The organism is Kiritimatiellales bacterium (genome assembly GCA_041656295.1).
Lineage (GTDB): Bacteria > Verrucomicrobiota > Kiritimatiellia > Kiritimatiellales > Tichowtungiaceae > Tichowtungia.
Genome location: JBBADV010000006.1, coordinates 57,320 through 73,292 on the forward strand (window position 1 = coordinate 57,320; position 15,973 = coordinate 73,292).

Genomic DNA, 15,973 nt, shown 5'->3' on the forward strand with positions numbered 1-15,973 from the left:
GCTCGCAAGAGCGGATCGCTTTGCAAGGTTCAGGACAGGCCTTGCCGCACCTCAGGGTTATTCCTCTCCTTCACGCAACACCTCGAATTTCTTCCGTGCCTGTTTTAAATGCCGTTCCTCTGCGCGGTGGAACGACTGAACATAATTCTCCTTTTTGTCTTTGGTGGTTTTCACAACGGCACGAAACAGTTTCCCGTCATGCCGGTAATAAACAGAGTTCTGGCCGTCTTCGCGGAATGCAGTACCGCGCGCAATCAGATCGGGAAGCCGGCAGTAATCCTCATTGCTCAACTCGGAATGTCCGGCGCTTCGTGATGTGTTCCCGTCCTGCTTTTTCATTGTGTCGCCGGAGAGGTAAACCGTGTGCTGCTTGGCACCCATGATTCCCTGAGTCTTCTTATCCATCACGGCCACAGGGAAGTTCCCTTTCGGATTTTCCCGCCACCGGCCAACGGTGTCGGGTTGCATCCAGGCGCGATGAACGGCCGTGGCCGCATCCGGCGAAACGGTGTTTAACTTGCCTTTAAAGCGCTGCAGTTCTTCCTGCTCTCTGGCGCGGCCAGGGTTGGAATTAAATCCAGGCGTGACACCGCGCGGAACTCTCTCGCGTTCGCCGGTACGTTCATTAAACCATTCGACCTCGCCGAGGTTCGGTCGCGCGGAAACACCACCGGCGCGCTCGGCCTGCGCTTCGCTCAACTGCTGCACCCAGCACTTGCATCCCCAGCCGTTCGGCGGCATGTAGCTGTTCCACCACGGATCGTCTGCCGGCAGAATAGTTCCTTCCAGTGCCGCATGCTCCGGACGGTGTTTTTCAGACGGGCCGAGTGAATAACGCAGATATGGCAGCAGCGCTTTTGTCCGCTCGATCTTTTCCCATTTGCCGGCGGCGCGCGCCGTCCTCATATTGGTTTGATAAATTGTTTTCAGGCGATGCGGAGAGCCAAGCTGAACTTTTTTTGCGACGCCGTCTTTCGGATCGACTGCTTCTTTCTTTCCCCACCAGCCGAGCCGTTCAAGTTCCGGCTGCAGATTCTTTTTGAACTCCTGAAATGTTTTTCCGTTTGCCAGGGAATCGTCAACAGCGCCGCGCACGGATTCGAGAACGTCCAGCGTTGTTGCTTTGGCAACGGTGAACGCATGCGCGTGTTCCTCATTCCACACGTCACGATAATCGAATCCAACCTTCCATCCTTTGGATCGGAAAAAGTCGATTGCTTCTTTCGGCGCTGTTCCGTTCTTCGCCATTAGACGGTCTCCGCGTCTCCCTCACCGCGAGCGATAAACGTGGCGAGCGCCAGTCCCGTTTCCAGTTCGCTCAGATCGGCTTTATTCAGCGCATCAGGCAGGCGCGCTTTAAATTCCTCAGCGGTTTCGCATTCCTCGGCCAGCGCTTCGATCACGTCCTTGATCGGCGTCATTTGTTTTTTCCAGCCGTCGGTTGCTTCCTCTTCGAGTTCATCCACGACGTCCTGCTCGGCGTTATTCAGAGCCGTTGCGGCTTTCCGCTTCACTGGATTCTTTCTATTAAAGGCCGTTCCACCCGCATCCGGAGAAAACGAGGGAGGCACCAATACCTCTTCATTTTTCTCCGGATCGGGCAGTCCGGCCATATCACGAATTGTTGATTGTCCGACTTTCAATCCAAGCGGAACCGTCTGTGCCAGGAACCCGCCAAGTTGGTTGAGATCGGCAGAATCTTTAAACACCCATTTAATCGCCGGATAATTTTCCTGCGGGCCGAAGTTCAAATCAATGAACGCCCGAACAAGATACATGTTCAGCGTGGCGGCCATTTTCCGCGCATCCTTTTTCAGAATGTCTTTGCGAACTTCACCTTGCTCGGTGTCGTTGCCGAGTTTTCCTGGCGTGCCGCTGACGCTGGCCGTCTGCCCAAGAACAACCTTTGATATCTGATCGTTCATGTAATCAGCGGTTGTTTTAAACAGAACGTGACCGCCGGCGGCGGCGGCCGTTTCAATAAATTCAATCTGCATGGACTCCGGAATAATCGCGGCCGCATCTGCGCCGATATTCATCACGGCGCGCTTCAAAATATTCCGATCGACGTTCGTTGAGCTTGGGCCGTACTTGCCGATACGCATCGGAATGCCGTACAGTTCAATGAAACGCATCCAATCCTTGACGGTGTAATTAACACACATGTGTGCAACCGCCGCGACGCGTGCGAGGCCGCCCGCCGCAACAAAGCCGGACGGCTTCAGTTTCGGATAGTGAATGATGTATTTAAACGGCGCGAGCGGCAGGCCGTCTTTATTGTCGCGATCGCGCAGGCGCAATTCCGCTGTTTCTTTCGTAAACTGAAACCAGCGCTGATCCACTCGTTTGTATTCGCGCGGATACCATACCGCCGCATCGGTATTCCAGATCATTTGACTGACCGCGAAACCTTTTCCGAGTCCGTCCAGCAGATCTTCCACTAGATCGGTAAACTCCGGCCGGCGCAGCAAATCCCACACCGCGTCTGCCTGTTCCTTCGCGGCGGCGGAATCATCAGCGGATTCAACAGTCGGTTCGATGCCGGCAAGCGCATTTCTCCTGGTGCCGAGAACCGACTGATAGTGCGGATTAGATTCCTCCATATCATCGGCCAGCGTGATGAATTCAGAAATTTCACCGGTTCGTAACGCAGTGAAAATTCCGTGCAGCCGGTCAGGAGTGAGATTGGTTGTTGTGCTGTCAACCCAGATGTCACGCACACCGCTGATCGGCGTAGCAATGTCTTTATCCAGATCGTCAAATTCGATCGGGCGTCCCAGATGATCATAAAGCGTTGGATTTTTCATGCGTTGTTCCGTTTCGTTAAAAGAGGTGTGGCGCGGCTGGGCAGTTTTCCTTCTGCCGTGATCCTCGTTTTTATTCCGGCGTTCGCCACGGTTCCGCCTTCCGACAGCCGCATGTCATTTTGTGGGTATTTAAAAAATCGTTTCATTACATCAGTCCGAAGCTCGCTGGTTGTGGATTGTCTTCATCGAAAAAGTCCGGCGTGTCTCTGAACCGTTGCTCACCGGCCGGTTTGCTGACGGCCGGTTCGTAGGCGTAAACCTCCGGCGCACATTTCGCCGCATGCAATGCCAGTGCGAGTGCCCAGAAGCGGTCTGCGTGGCCGTTAGTGCCGCGATCGGCGGCGAAGCGGACATTGCCGCTGGCTGTTTGCATTTTCTTAACAGCGCGCAAATCTGCGCAGACATCGCGATCGTCCGGAATCCGGACAGTGCGATCCTCGAATGCCGCGCGTAGCGGATAGGCAAGTTCCTCTTTCACAGCAGCAGTGAACGTCACTTCCTCAATCCGGTATTCGCCAAAGCGCTGTTTCGCGCGCTCGGCGAACTGACGGCCGATTCCGGTGTTATCAATGCAGCAGCGCCGTACGGACGGCAGCTCAAGAATCTGATACAGAACCGCTTCCTGTTCAGAGAATGGCACGTTGTCCAGAACGATCAGCCGGCGCGTGTAGAATACATCGCCGAGTTTTTCCAGAATCCAGATCGCGGTAAAGTCACGCACGCGGCCGATATCGACACCGACGTACAGCGCGCCGGTCAACGGCAGTTCCCATTCATCGCCGAACCGGTACGCGCAGGACGTGATCATTTCGTAAGAGAGAAACGCCGTTGCGTCATCCGACGGAACGCACATGTATTCCTGATTGAATGTTTCTTCATCGGGACAGCCGGCGCGGATAAAATCATAATAAGCGGCGGCGTCCATAAACTGGCGCGGATCATCTTCCGGCAGTTTCGCTTTCAGCTTATTCAAAAATCCCTGGTCAAGTGCGTCCTGCAGCGTAACGGTGTGCAGCGAGAAACCTTTCGGGTTTCCTTTGTGTTTTATTTCCTCGACCAGCTCATTGAAGAAATTCTGCGATCCACGATGTGTTGAAATAATCTCAAGCTGTCCGCCCCAGGTGATACCAGGAAACGCGATCGAATAAAGTTTGCGCGGATTCGGATGCAATGCAAATTCATCCAGCACGCGGTCTCCGCGCTTACCGGCCTGTGCGTCCGGATTACTGCTCATGCTGTGAATCCGGCAGCCGTTCGCAAGCTGCAGAACGTAAGCGGAAATTTTCTTTTCTTCGTCGATGATCTGATCACCGAGGTCTTGAATAACTGTCTGCAGGATGTGTGCGAAATTATTACAGTCGTCTTTAAACAGCCGCGCCTGCAGATCGTCACGGCTGGAAATCCACGCATCGAGCTTGGCGGTTTTTAGACTTTTTCGGCGGACGAGGCCGTAGGCCGTACTCCAGCTTAAACCGATCTGGCGGCTTTTCTCCATCAGCTTCAGACGGCTCATGTCCTGAATCCATCTGGCCTGATACGGTAGAAAAAATTTATCGCCGGTCTTTGACATTTTAAAATCCGTTTAAAGCAGCTTTAACGCCTCTTCAGCTTTCCGCAGGTTCTCCTCGGTCGGGCCGGACTGAATAATTCCCTGCAGTGCTTTTTTACTGGCATCCATTGCGCGCCGCGCCTCGGCCATCCATTTCTTCTGGCCGACCGTTGCGCGGTTCAAATCCGCGAGCGCAGAAATGAGTTGATGCGGCTTCGCGTCTTCGAGTTTGCTGAAATCGTAATTCTGGATTGCTTCAAAAAGCTGTACCTGCACCATGCGGATCGTTGCATCGCCGACGGCGTTCGCGTCGTCGCCGATTTCACGGCTCAGCATAATCGCCATGTCAGTCGATCGGCGGATGTTCTGCACATACTCTTTGTACTCTTTACCGAAACGACCGAGTGCGCTGCGCGAAATTTCCAGGCCGCGTTCATTCAGCACCTGCAGCAGTCCGTCGTAGTCTGCGAATTTTCGTCCCACAAGCTGCTTTTCCAGCCAGGCGCGATCTTCTGGGTTCAATCGGTCGATTGTGCTTAGAGCCGGCATGATTGACTCCTGTTAATTAGCCAGTCCGGATTCATCCAGATACGCGACACCGGCTTCCGTGATCAGGAAAATTTCAACTGATAGCGAAAGTTCTTTTTCCGCAACTTCAACCATCTTGTTTGCAATCAGATATCGGAGATGTTTACGAAGCTCGGTTTCATCGACATCGGGAAACCCGAACCGGATAAGATTTTTCCGGATATATGGAACGCGCATTCCAATATGGCGGGTGCCAAATAAAATTTGAAGAATCGCGTCTCTGAACATTTCTTTCTGTTCCTCTGTCATTGTGGTGCCCCCTGTTATTTGGTTCTGCTGATCAGCGCATCCAGCTTGGTATCCATCCGCACTTGAGTCTGATTCATCATTTCGATCTGTTTGTTTTGCGCGGCATTCGTTTCACGAACGGCACACAAGCTGGAATTCACTTCCTCGCGGAGTTTGTTTACAGCGTCGTAAAGTTTTGCGCGGGTCTCGCGGCTGGATTTTTCGCGGTCTTTAATCTCCGCATCAATGCGGTCAATTTTCTTGCTCATGCCCTCGAAGCGTTTGTCGATCGACTTGTCATAAGCCTTTATTTTTTCATCGATCTCGCTCGTGATTGACGGCTCGCGCTTCGTGAGCCTTTTGATTTGCAGAATCCCGATCGCTGCCTGCATAACAATGAAAAAACCGCTGCAGAGAATCAGCCAGAATGTGCCTTGCTGAATCAGCGGGACGGTTTCGTTAACGCCGTAAGTAATTGCATCAGCGGCGGGTTTAAAACTGTTTCCAAAGAAAGCGAGCAGCATCATTTCGGTTTCGTTCCTTTCGCGGAGATGATTTTTTCCAGAGAACGTCCGCCGGTATAAACGCCGAGGCCAACCATCACGATGTCGAGAATTTGCGAAGCTTCTGTTTCACTGAGATGCACCGGCGTAAATCCGAACCAGCGCGCGACAAGCATAATCACGAACGCGATCATCGTGAGCGGCCGCCAGTTCCCCTGCAGCCACCAGCGCGCGCCGGCCTCCGCCTGGACAACTTTACTCTGCGCTTCAGCGATCGTCGCGTCGCGCTTCGCAAACTCCGCCGCCACCGCCAGCTCTTTTTCACGCAAGGATAGTTCCGCCTGCTTTAAAAGAAGATCGAGTTCCGCGCGCTCCTGCTCCGTGAATTTTCGTTTATCAAAAAAACTCGTGATGCTGCTGACGATGGTGCCGAAATCAAAGTTAAGTGAAAATGTTGACGCCATTATGTTCTCCGGAAAATACGGCCGGAATGCACCGGCCGCATTTGATTAACGGCGGCGGTTATTCCGCAGACTTCTTGTTTTTCCGCCAGGCGGCAAAGTCCTTGCCGATACTGATCGACTCCGTGACATCTTTCGCCAGATTGAGCATGTTCTCGAACAGCCGCTCTGCCAGCACTTCAGCGTCCTTGTCGGACAGCTCGAATTTCTTCGCGAAGTGGGCGACAATCTGTTTGCGCTCATCGTCGTCGAGGTCTTGCAGTTCCGCCGGTATGTTTTTCGCAGATTTAACCACGCGCAGTGCGGCCGGCAGATGCGCGGTCAACTGCATCGCTTCAACAGCGCTTAGTTTTCCGTCGTCCAGTTTTTTGTCGAGATCACCGCCAAGCTCCAGCGTGAAGTCCATCGCTTCGAGAATCGAATCGATACCGACTTTTTCTTCAGTTTCCATGACTGCTCCTTTGGTTAAGTTACAGTCGCAATCATGGTGGGAACGGCGTTCGGTTTAGACATGAACAAGTTCCGTCTTTGTGTTGATTTTTCTGTTTGCGTCGCTAGCGTCCAGCCGTACAATAAAACCATGTTAAAGTGGAGTGAAAGAGTCGAGCGGTCGCGGGACGGTTTCCGTCAATTAAAAACGGAATTTCAAAAATTAGGTGCTGAATTTAAGGCCAGACGTACGCCGAAAAAAAGCAAATCCAAGCCGCAATTAATCAAGCGCGTAACACCAGAGATGGTGCAGGAAAATTTCGCAAAAAAACGCGCGGTCGATCCACGTCTTCTTCCATACATAAAAATTAACTCCGGTTGTGATGAAAAACTCTGTCCGGTTCACGCAGAGTATTTTGATAAATTCCTGCCGCACGGACATCCGGCAATGTATTCCGAATTTCGCAAACATCCAGATTGCCAGTGCTGGATGCAGAATATTTCCGAAGCACAATATCAACGAGAGTGTAAAAAATAAGCTCCGGAGTTTCCTCCGGAGCTTCCGTGCTTTTCCTTGCCGTTGCGCGCGCGGCATCGCATTGCCAGGCCATGCCTAGCACCGAAATTTAAATCTCAATCACATCAAACCGTCCGAACATGCCTTTGTTTTCCGGACGGAAATCGCCCAACCCAACGCGCCGTCCGGTATCACGTACAATCGTTTCAACCTGCTCGCGGCTGAGCAGTTCAGGATCGTACTCCAGTTCAAAATTCAACGTCCACTCATTGAGACGTGGACGGTGCCGCACAATGCGACCTTTCGTTGCCGGCACAACAACCGAACGGGAATCCACTGTAAATTTCCGGCAGCCAAGCGGAAGCTGCTCCGCTGTGATCAGCAGACACGCCGCCGCGACAGATTGCAATGAAGCGCGTCCTTTGCCCTTGCTGTATTTTGCGCCGGAAATCAGCGCGCGCTGCATATTAATTCCAGGGATGAAAAGCTCGCCGCCTTCCGTCCGGTAGGCTGCAATTTCCGCCTGTTCCTCTGCCGTCATTTTTTGCAATCCAGGAACCGGCTCCAGCAGAAAGCGGTTCATTAAAAGCGGACTGATGCCGCGTATTTTTATATTCATTGTCCGTACCATTTTTTCGTCCTTTCTATTTTCCGGCACGTTTAAAAACCTTGCCTTGTCGTGCCAGTCCGAGCCATGCCAAGCAACGCAGCGCCTCGCATCGCCGATTTTAATTAATCCCTTTTAAAACCCATATCTTTCAGTGTTGAATGATAGATTCGGTCGATCGCGTCCTGATTCACCGGCGAATCGTTCACCAGCGCGCAGAACAGTGCGGCGATTTCCATTGTGCTGGACAATCCGTCTGCCAGCGTCATATTGCGGATGCGTTGCTCCACATCCGGATTGTTATGCGTGAACTCATTTAGCGCCTGAACCAGCAGGCAGAGTTCGCTATAGAACAGCGTGCATTGCAGCGCGCCGCATTTGCAGTCATTAACCGTCATGATACGTCCTTCCGTTGTATCGCGAACCGCTCCCCGAAGTGGTGGCTTCAGTACAAAAAGAGGCTCGCACCCGCTCTCCACCACAGAGACAACCGGAAGGATTGTCTGCCCCGAAGGACAAAGCGGGCACGAGCCATAATGACTAGTGCTTGGATTTTCCAAGTTGTCTGTTCTGTGGTGGAGAACAACGCGAGGAAAATCTAAATTTGAAAAATTGTCAAGCATGACGATTAACCAGTTGGTGACGGACGGCTCGTTCGCGGATCGCGCGTTGCAGCATGTTTCGCGCCTGTGAATAAATCCGGCCGTTCGCCTCGTGGAACTCAGCCACCGTCGCGCGCCGGTTCAAAATATAACCGGAAGTGGTTGCGATTACCTCACCGTCGCTGGCCGCGACGATCGCGCGGCAGGTGCGCTCACTCCAGCCGAACATTTCCTTGAACCGATCGGTGTGAATTACACGAATTTCCGTCAACGCGATCTTCATCGTATTCACGCGTTGCGTCAGTAAATCTTTTTCTTGAGCCTTGGTTTTCGAACGCTGAACTTTTTTAACAGCATTGGAATGCCCCCACGCCAGCAGGTCTCCGGTTGCACAGTTCATTAGCTTCTCCCCATTATTTTATTGTAGCGACGTGTTGTTCTGCGGCGGTTTTCCCGCCAGATCATTTTAGAGATTGCGCGCTCAGAGCAGTTGTATTCGCGAGCCAACACTTTCATGCTTTCGCCGGAATTGTATCGCCGCCGGACTTCAGCCTGGCGGATCACGGTGAAATAATGATGCTCTCGCGGAACAGTAATGCGCTCGCCGCCAAACACCGCCGCCAGTTTTTGCGCAGTCTCCAGGCCGACGGCCTTTGTCAGATTATGTTTTTCGTCCGGCTCTTTTGGAATAACGATGTCTAGGCCGCCCAGCTTGTCGACAAGATCAAGTGCGCTTTCAAATCCGATCACGCGCGCAACTTCCTGAAGTAGTGCCGTAAACTCGGAAGTGTCCACCGGCTCGTCCGTTATCGTTAAAGCAGGGACTCCGTTCATGAAAGAAAACTCAGACATGCGCCACCGCCTTTCTGCGTCCGCCGTGTTTCTGTTGCCGCTTCGTTAGCGCCGCGATCACGGCGCGCAGTTGTTTCCGGTCGAGCGTGTCGACGCGCAGGACGCTCGCACCGAACATACGCTTGGCAATGCCGTCCGCGTAATCCCATGCCAGCCCCTGATCGGCGAGAAGCGCGCCAACTTTTTCAAGTTGCTCTTTGTTCTCGCTCCAATCGATGATCCCTTTCGGACGTCCACCGGCAGGGCCTTGTTTCCGTTTCGCGCGCGGATCGTTTTTCGCCTGTTTAATAATCCAGACCAGGTGAATCCAGAAACGACGAGCGTCCTCAATAGAGCATTCGCCCAGACTTGGAATGCCGCAAATCTCCATCTGCTCATAGCGCCACAGATTGATCTCCTTCGGTCTGCCGGCGGCAGTCCAGGCTTCCTTCACCTTTACGAATATTTTTTTGCGTTCGTCATTTCCGATATTCATACGGAACCTCACAGCGTTGTATTTCCCTCAAGTTTCGGCTCGATCCAGAAACTTTCATCCTGCTTCACACGGCAACCGACAGCCGCCAGTTCGGTATCATTCAGACGCGCCTTCATTGCGTCCTTGTCCGGAGTGCTTTTTGTCACGATAAACTCCGGCCGTCCGGCGCTGATCAGCGCGTTGACCACTTCGTCCCACGTCCACTTCCGGTTCAGCAGCGCCAGCGCCGGAGTGCTGGATCGGAAGCCGAACAGCGCCAGCGATGTTTCGCCGCTTTTCTTTCCGGACTGGAAGATTTCGGCACGATGCGACAGCGCATATTTCTCGGCCTGCGCGAGAAGCCCTTTAATCTTCGTTTTAACGTCGTTTATGTCGTCGTTAAACGCTTCCTGTATCTCCTGCAGCTTTGCGTCACGCTCGGCTTCCAGGCGGCGCTGTTCGACGCTCATTGCGGCGACGTCATTCAGCGCCTGTTCAAACTCTTCGCGGGTTTCAAATCCTGAACTTTTTACGCGCGCCATAATTAACTCCTTTTTTTGATGATTGGTTTTTTGTGTTGAGAGACGGCGGCAACCACTGAGCTATGAGCTATCTTTCTCGATTCTTCTGCGCTGATCCCGAAGACCGCGACAGAAAGCCGCTCACATATTTCAAAAGGAAACGCCGATACTTGGTCGATGACGCATGTCGTCGGAAGATATTTGGCGACGTTTTCCTCAACGATCACAACAGCCCAGCATCCCGCATCGATTAACGGATACAGTGTGCAGCGGCCGCGACCTTCCAGACGTTTGTTTACTAGAATCTGCCACAATAAATTATGGAGACCCTGTTTAAAGTACGGCTGAAATTCTTCGAATATTTCCTGAACCTTTTCGCCTGGCGATAGCTGTTTTTTTTGTAAATTCATGATTATCCTTTCGCGAGTTTTTGGAATGCGCGTGCGAGCGTGCTGCGATCGAGATTCTTGTTCGCGCCTTTCGACGCGATCTGCGCGAGTTGAACGGTTTTAATAATTCCGCGCAGGCCGCCTGGTAACGTGCCGATGCTTACGAGATATTCAACCGACTGGCTGTCCTTAATTCCCATCGCGGAAACGAGCGCCTTTGCGTCTTCAGGCTTCGACGATTCGAGGTGTGTGCGCTGTGCGATCCGACTGAATATCTGCGCGAATTTCTGACTGCGAACGCCGCCGGTCAGTTGTGTGTAAAGCGGTTCGTTTCCAACCCACACCATGCCGGTTTTGCTCAGGTCATGAATCTGCCGGAGAAAGTCCAGCGTTCCGGCGGCCAGTACCTGCGCGTCGTCAATAATCAATACGCCGCCGCTGGCGATCAATTTCCGGACAACCGCTTTCTGCTTTTCATAGCTTCCTGGCTCCGACGGACGGATCGACATTACTTCGCAGAGCAGGTCTAAAATGCCGCGCACGCTGGCCGTCGCCTTCGTTGGCGTTGCGATCCATACATTCGGGTGAGTCTCGGCATAATGCCGCGCTGTGACCGTTTTTCCTGCGCCTGCTGCGCCGTAAGCGATGGTGAGGCTTTTTAAACGGTGTGCCATTTCAATCGTATCCCACACGCGCTTTGCGCTCGGCGTTCCGATCCACTCCGGTTCGGGCAGCAGATCATCAGAATAACCTTGTCCGGACGTGTAGCTCTCAAGCCAGAGGGCGATCTGCGCCTCGATCTCTTTCACGTTTCCAGGGTATTTATCCTTGAGCCACTGGCTCAACGCAGCGGAACTGATTCCAATCAGCGCCGCCAGTTTGTTTTGACTTAATCCCGCCGCTTTGTTGGCGAGGATGTCGTTGATGCTTTTCTTCAGGTTTGCGTTCGATCCCACGGTTGGTGCCTCCTTAGGGTTGATGTTTTCCGTGCAAACTCCGGCGGCTCATCCGCCGAAGAAAAATTGTCCGACTCCGAAGCAGAAAAGTAAGAATGCTTCTGCCAGAGCGAGCATCAGCAGGTTGCGGCTACGGCACTGCAGTTGCAGAATTTGCGTATCCTTTTTTGACATGCGCAACTGTCGGGTTTTTGCATGGTTTTTAAGGTAACGATTGATGTCGGTTTTGTTCATGGTGCCTCCTAATTAAAAAGAAGTTCTGCCGGTGTTTTTTCGCGTGTGAATGTGTGATCCTTGTCGCGCATTAGTTGCACTCCGCGCGCAATCATCGCGTCAAAATCATCGTCAACCTCAGAAAGTATTTCTGCCGGTTCTGGTTCTTTCCCTTTTGGCGAAATAACGCGCTGGCCATCAATCCGCAGAACCGCCGCGCCTTCATCTTCAACCGTGATGTTTGGAATCGTGCATTCCAGCGCGGACATTTTCTTGACCGCTTTAAGCTGCTCTTTCGTTGCGCGTTTAAATTGGTTTTTAGCGCGGGCGTGTTCGCGTGCAGATTCAGTGTCACCGAAGCCGGTGGCGGCAACACATCCGGCGCGACAAATAAAGCGGCCGTCCATCGCGTAAACCATCAGGCCGCTGTGCATCCGATCGGAATCAAAACGGATCGTCACTTTCTCGCCGCGATGCGGAATAAGCGCTTCGTTGTAGTAGCGGTTTTTGTTGTAGAAAATATGCGAGCCGTTTTTGTAAATTTTCGCGGTGTCCGCTTTCATCAGCATTGCGCTGATTGTTTCTTCCGACGGATGCCGGATGTCTGCTTTGCGCGCCTCATAGCTTTCCGCAAATGTCTCATCGAATGAGCGGCCGTCGCACACCTTTGTCCGGCGGCCGTCGCGCGCATTGTGCTGTTTCACCTGCTCATCCAGTACCGACATGAAAAGCGCCAGCGGAACAGCGCGGCTTCCGTAGTTCTCCGGCTTCGCCATCGGGTTGTTTCCGGTGTATGCACCGGCGAGCGCCGGATGTTTTGAAATACGTTCTGCACAAAAATCTTTAAAGGCACGCTCAATCGGCTTTGCCTGGCCGTGATACGGCGTACACCAATGGATTTTAACGCCCATCAGCGTGAGAATTCCGAGCGGCTCATCGTCTTTTACTTTAAAGCGGTACCGTGTTGCTGTGCCGCCGGTGAGCCACTTGCTGGCGAAGCCGCGTCCGTTGTCGAGATAGGCGTGATCCGGAATACCGAATTCCTGCGCGAGCTTCCCGAACGCATTGCTGATCGTGTCGGTGTTTTCGGTTTTCGTGACCTCGTAGGAAAGAATCTTCCGGCTGTAAACATCCTGCCATGCCGCCATGACAGGACGGCTGATCTCGCCGTCCGGCCACGCGACAAAAACGTCAAATTTATGGCCGTCCGCATTAACGGCTTCCAACGCACCGTACCAGCTAGGATCGCGCTCTTGGTGCGGATACATCCGACCGAGCGCTTCAACGCCTTCACGCGCCAGCACGCGAACCGTAATCGGCAGTTCATTAATCCGGCGCTGTACCGTTTTAATTGACGGCAGTTCAAAATTTTTGAGCGCGCGATCGTAAACGGCGGCGAGCGTCGGAGCTTCTGGCCGCAGGTAATCGGCGAGAACATATTCCCATGCAGATTCGTCTATTTCGACGCTCTTTTGACAGCCGGAATAATTGTCCGTCAGAATCATGTGCCACGCATCGCGCGGACAGCCGCGAACCTGTTTAAACCATCCCCAGATTGAAACTTCCGTGACCGCTTCAGCAGAGGCGACGGCTTTCACCGCATCGCTCTTTTTCAAACCGTCCGCTTGCAGCCTTTCAACAGCAAACAGTGCCTTTGCCCGACGCTGTCCCTTCAGCTTTTGTCTATCAGTTTTTAGATTCCATTCTCTAGCGATCGCAGCGACATCAAAAAGTTCCTGTTTTGTGCTGACGGGCGGACAGGCAACCGCGCGTTCTGTTTGCTTGGATTCCGGCAGGGCAGCTATGCTTGCCGGAGTGGGTGTTTGGAGATTCTTTTTTGCAATCGCGATCTGCCACTCTTTCGGCAGGCCGCTGATTAAAAACCGATATTCTTTTCCGCCGCGACTGCGCGCACCTTGCTGGATTTCAACGGGATATTTCCCGCTTTTCGCATAACGCTGCAGTGTTCTTTCCGAATGCTTATTAATAATCACTGAAAGCTCGCGCGCGGATATTAATGCGGGGATTTTTTTCATTTAAAAGCACCCCAAATTTAATGCCCGATCAATCATCCATTTTGTCGGATTTCGACCAGGTTTATTGATGGCGAGGTTTACTGTCGTGCGGGAGCGTCCAATAAGTTTTGCGAGAGATTCATCCGTCATTCGTTTTTCGATCAGCGCACAGCGCGCCATGATCCGAAACTCTTCTTGTGTGTGCTTTGCCTTCATGATAGACATTCTCTGTTTCATTTTTGGAACGATTGTTAACATTGGGAATAAGATGTCCCATTTATGAGAGGTTTGCAAGTGAAAAAAGAAAAAGTTTCATTTTCGGGACGAATCGACCGTTTATTAACGGTTTTTGATAAAAAGAAAGATTTAGAAGATCGTCTTAACGAACTCGGAATTTCTCGATCAACACTTCATCGATTGCTTTCAGGGAAGCAAGAGGTGACACCAAACCATCTCGAAAAGCTGTCATTGCTGGAGCAAGAATATGGGTTCGAATCCTCTTCTTATGATTTCATAATTTCACGTATGTTAGAATCACGACTTGAGAATCTGCACGTAAAACTATCTTCATGGGATGCTGTGTCTGAAATAATTGGAATGTCCTCTAAGGAATGTCGGCGGCTTCTAAAAAAAGATGCACTTCCACCACGTTCAGTCATCACTGTTCTTGAAAAAGAAACCCGTCAAATGTGGTCAACGTCAGATCAGGTGCAAGACGCACTGGATAGTATCTCAGAAGTAGAAGCTCAACTGAAGATTCTTACAGAGAAGATCGCTAAAACTCGCGTTGCCGTCGGAATGATTTTGCGTTTAGAATATGATCCATTGGAGTTATTGCTGAAAGAACGAGAATCTGAGCTTTTAGACAAAAAATGACACGTTTTTTGTCGTTAATTAAAAAAATCGGCATTATCTCTGTTTTTAGTTAATGCTTTAATTTATAGAGAGTTATGTAATTAACGACAAATATGCGTGTCGTTAATCATTTGTCGTTAATCAGGATGTCGTTTGATGCATCGAAATGCATCGTAAAAGGTAGGATAAACGGCGATAAATGCCCATTTAAACGAGTTTTAAACAGTTGCTTCGGGTTCGGTTTGTGACGGACGTCGGAACCGCGAAAAAGACAAAAAACCGGCGTCACTTAAATTTTGGGACAAAAAAAGCGACCGACACGCGATCGCCACAAAACATGCGAAAATAAAGGCTCATCCCGCGTCATCCCGATTCAATGACGCTTCATCCCGCACTAAAGATTCACCTGTCCGCGCACAGCTTCGGAGCTGGATCTGCAATTATTTACGCGTTGTAACTTTTGTATTTGTGCGGCAAAGAAAAATTCGTTTTATCCGTGTCATCCGCGGTGAAAGAACAGGCACAAACGGTTTTACGCCGGTTTTTGCGCTTGTGCGGCAAACAGAGAAATACCATTCTGTGCCGCTTATGAAACAGACGAGAGAAAAAATCAGCAGCGCGAAACGCGTTGTGGTAAAAGTCGGCACCCGGGTGCTGGTGGATTCCACCGGACGGCCGGATCCGGAACGCATTCGTGTGTTAGTTGACGGTCTGGCCGCAGGACACGCTGAGCACCGTGAAATGATTCTCGTTTCATCCGGCGCGATTGCTGCCGGCGTTGAAGCTCTCGGCATGAAGGTGCGTCCTGCAGCATTACCGGATTTACAAATGGCAGCGGCGGTTGGACAGGTTCGTCTGATGAATCTCTACACCGGTTTTTTTGCGGAAAAAAATATTACGGTGGGACAGGTCCTGCTGACGGATGCAATTTTCCGGGCTGCCGCCGGCAGTGAGAATGCAAAAAATACACTGCATAATCTGCTCGCACACCGCATCGTTCCTGTTATTAATGAAAACGATGCGGTGTCGACGGCAGAAATCACCTTTGGCGATAATGATATCCTTGCATCGCTCGTCGCCACACTGGTGAAGGCCGACGTACTGATTTTACTTTCAATTACCGACGGATTGCGTGACGATGCCGGAAATCGTGTACCGGTTATTGAACAGATTTCGGATGATATTCTGGCGCTGGATAAGGGTAAGAGCGAGAATCTGTCGGCGGGCGGAATGAAATCAAAACTGATGTCCGCCGGGAAAGCGGCGGCGGCGAATATCCCGGTGATTATCGCCGACGGCCGGATCCCGGGAATTATTCAAACAATACTTTCCGGCGGCGATACCGGAACACTGATTGTTCACCGTGAACCATACCCTCAAGTAAAAGAGTATGTAAAAGCTATGAAGTAATCATTGGCTAATTTTTC

General features: G+C 51.7%; 21 protein-coding genes. 2 read left to right on the forward strand and 19 right to left on the reverse strand.

Annotation, left to right across the window (positions count from 1 at the left end; translation table 11 throughout):
• Positions 1-57: 57 nt before the first annotated feature.
• The 19 genes from WC959_05520 to WC959_05610 all read right to left on the reverse strand — a co-directional run bounded on the left by WC959_05520 (position 58) and on the right by WC959_05610 (position 13,916).
• Complete coding sequence (locus WC959_05520) at positions 58-1,248, reverse strand: phage minor head protein (protein MFA5688586.1); 1,191 nt, start codon at positions 1,246-1,248, stop codon at positions 58-60.
• Positions 1,248-2,807, reverse strand: a complete 1,560-nt coding sequence (locus WC959_05525) for a DUF935 domain-containing protein (GenBank protein MFA5688587.1) — start codon at positions 2,805-2,807, stop codon at positions 1,248-1,250. Before WC959_05525 ends, WC959_05520 begins: the two co-directional genes overlap by 1 nt.
• 145 nt (positions 2,808-2,952) lie before the next feature.
• Complete coding sequence (locus WC959_05530; protein MFA5688588.1) at positions 2,953-4,377, reverse strand: terminase family protein; 1,425 nt, start codon at positions 4,375-4,377, stop codon at positions 2,953-2,955.
• Positions 4,378-4,389: 12 nt separating this feature from the next.
• The gene (locus WC959_05535) at positions 4,390-4,905 is read right to left on the reverse strand and encodes a phage protein Gp27 family protein (protein ID MFA5688589.1); all 516 of its coding nucleotides are present in this window, start codon (positions 4,903-4,905) and stop codon (positions 4,390-4,392) included.
• 12 nt (positions 4,906-4,917) lie between these two features.
• On the reverse strand, positions 4,918-5,193 hold the full coding sequence (locus tag WC959_05540; protein ID MFA5688590.1) for a hypothetical protein: 276 nt from the start codon (positions 5,191-5,193) through the stop codon (positions 4,918-4,920).
• A 14-nt stretch (positions 5,194-5,207) separates the two neighbouring features.
• Positions 5,208-5,699: a hypothetical protein gene (locus WC959_05545; GenBank protein ID MFA5688591.1), complete on the reverse strand. Its 492-nt coding sequence runs from the start codon at positions 5,697-5,699 to the stop codon at positions 5,208-5,210.
• Entirely contained in the window at positions 5,696-6,139 is a 444-nt protein-coding gene (locus WC959_05550) for a 3TM-type holin (GenBank protein MFA5688592.1), read from the reverse strand. The genes WC959_05545 and WC959_05550 overlap by 4 nt, the downstream gene beginning before the upstream one ends.
• A gap of 58 nt (positions 6,140-6,197) precedes the next feature.
• Positions 6,198-6,587: a hypothetical protein gene (locus WC959_05555; protein ID MFA5688593.1), complete on the reverse strand. Its 390-nt coding sequence runs from the start codon at positions 6,585-6,587 to the stop codon at positions 6,198-6,200.
• A 604-nt stretch (positions 6,588-7,191) separates the two neighbouring features.
• Positions 7,192-7,701: a hypothetical protein gene (locus WC959_05560; protein ID MFA5688594.1), complete on the reverse strand. Its 510-nt coding sequence runs from the start codon at positions 7,699-7,701 to the stop codon at positions 7,192-7,194.
• Positions 7,702-7,814: 113 nt separating this feature from the next.
• Positions 7,815-8,087 carry a hypothetical protein gene (locus tag WC959_05565; protein ID MFA5688595.1) on the reverse strand — a complete coding sequence of 91 codons (273 nt, stop codon included), beginning with the start codon at positions 8,085-8,087 and terminating at the stop codon, positions 7,815-7,817.
• Between the two features lie 217 nt (positions 8,088-8,304).
• Positions 8,305-8,691: a hypothetical protein gene (locus tag WC959_05570; GenBank protein ID MFA5688596.1), complete on the reverse strand. Its 387-nt coding sequence runs from the start codon at positions 8,689-8,691 to the stop codon at positions 8,305-8,307.
• Positions 8,691-9,143 (reverse strand): Mor transcription activator family protein, encoded by a 453-nt coding sequence (locus tag WC959_05575; protein ID MFA5688597.1) that lies wholly within the window; start codon positions 9,141-9,143, stop codon positions 8,691-8,693. The genes WC959_05570 and WC959_05575 overlap by 1 nt, the downstream gene beginning before the upstream one ends.
• A complete protein-coding gene (locus tag WC959_05580; protein ID MFA5688598.1) occupies positions 9,136-9,618 on the reverse strand; it encodes a phage protein GemA/Gp16 family protein in 483 nt (160 codons plus the stop codon). The genes WC959_05575 and WC959_05580 overlap by 8 nt, the downstream gene beginning before the upstream one ends.
• A gap of 8 nt (positions 9,619-9,626) precedes the next feature.
• Complete coding sequence (locus WC959_05585; protein ID MFA5688599.1) at positions 9,627-10,139, reverse strand: host-nuclease inhibitor Gam family protein; 513 nt, start codon at positions 10,137-10,139, stop codon at positions 9,627-9,629.
• Between the two features lie 2 nt (positions 10,140-10,141).
• Positions 10,142-10,528, reverse strand: a complete 387-nt coding sequence (locus WC959_05590) for a hypothetical protein (protein ID MFA5688600.1) — start codon at positions 10,526-10,528, stop codon at positions 10,142-10,144.
• 2 nt (positions 10,529-10,530) lie between these two features.
• A complete protein-coding gene (locus tag WC959_05595; protein MFA5688601.1) occupies positions 10,531-11,463 on the reverse strand; it encodes an AAA family ATPase in 933 nt (310 codons plus the stop codon).
• Positions 11,464-11,511: 48 nt separating this feature from the next.
• Positions 11,512-11,697 (reverse strand): hypothetical protein, encoded by a 186-nt coding sequence (locus WC959_05600; protein ID MFA5688602.1) that lies wholly within the window; start codon positions 11,695-11,697, stop codon positions 11,512-11,514.
• Positions 11,698-11,705: 8 nt separating this feature from the next.
• Positions 11,706-13,712: a transposase domain-containing protein gene (locus tag WC959_05605; GenBank protein ID MFA5688603.1), complete on the reverse strand. Its 2,007-nt coding sequence runs from the start codon at positions 13,710-13,712 to the stop codon at positions 11,706-11,708.
• Entirely contained in the window at positions 13,713-13,916 is a 204-nt protein-coding gene (locus WC959_05610; GenBank protein MFA5688604.1) for a hypothetical protein, read from the reverse strand.
• Between the two features lie 69 nt (positions 13,917-13,985).
• On the opposite strand from WC959_05610, the gene WC959_05615 reads away from it, so the two are divergent.
• Both WC959_05615 and proB read left to right on the forward strand, forming a co-directional pair.
• Entirely contained in the window at positions 13,986-14,567 is a 582-nt protein-coding gene (locus WC959_05615) for a hypothetical protein (protein ID MFA5688605.1), read from the forward strand.
• A 567-nt stretch (positions 14,568-15,134) separates the two neighbouring features.
• Positions 15,135-15,956, forward strand: a complete 822-nt coding sequence (gene proB / locus WC959_05620) for a glutamate 5-kinase (protein MFA5688606.1) — start codon at positions 15,135-15,137, stop codon at positions 15,954-15,956.
• Positions 15,957-15,973 lie beyond the last annotated feature (17 nt).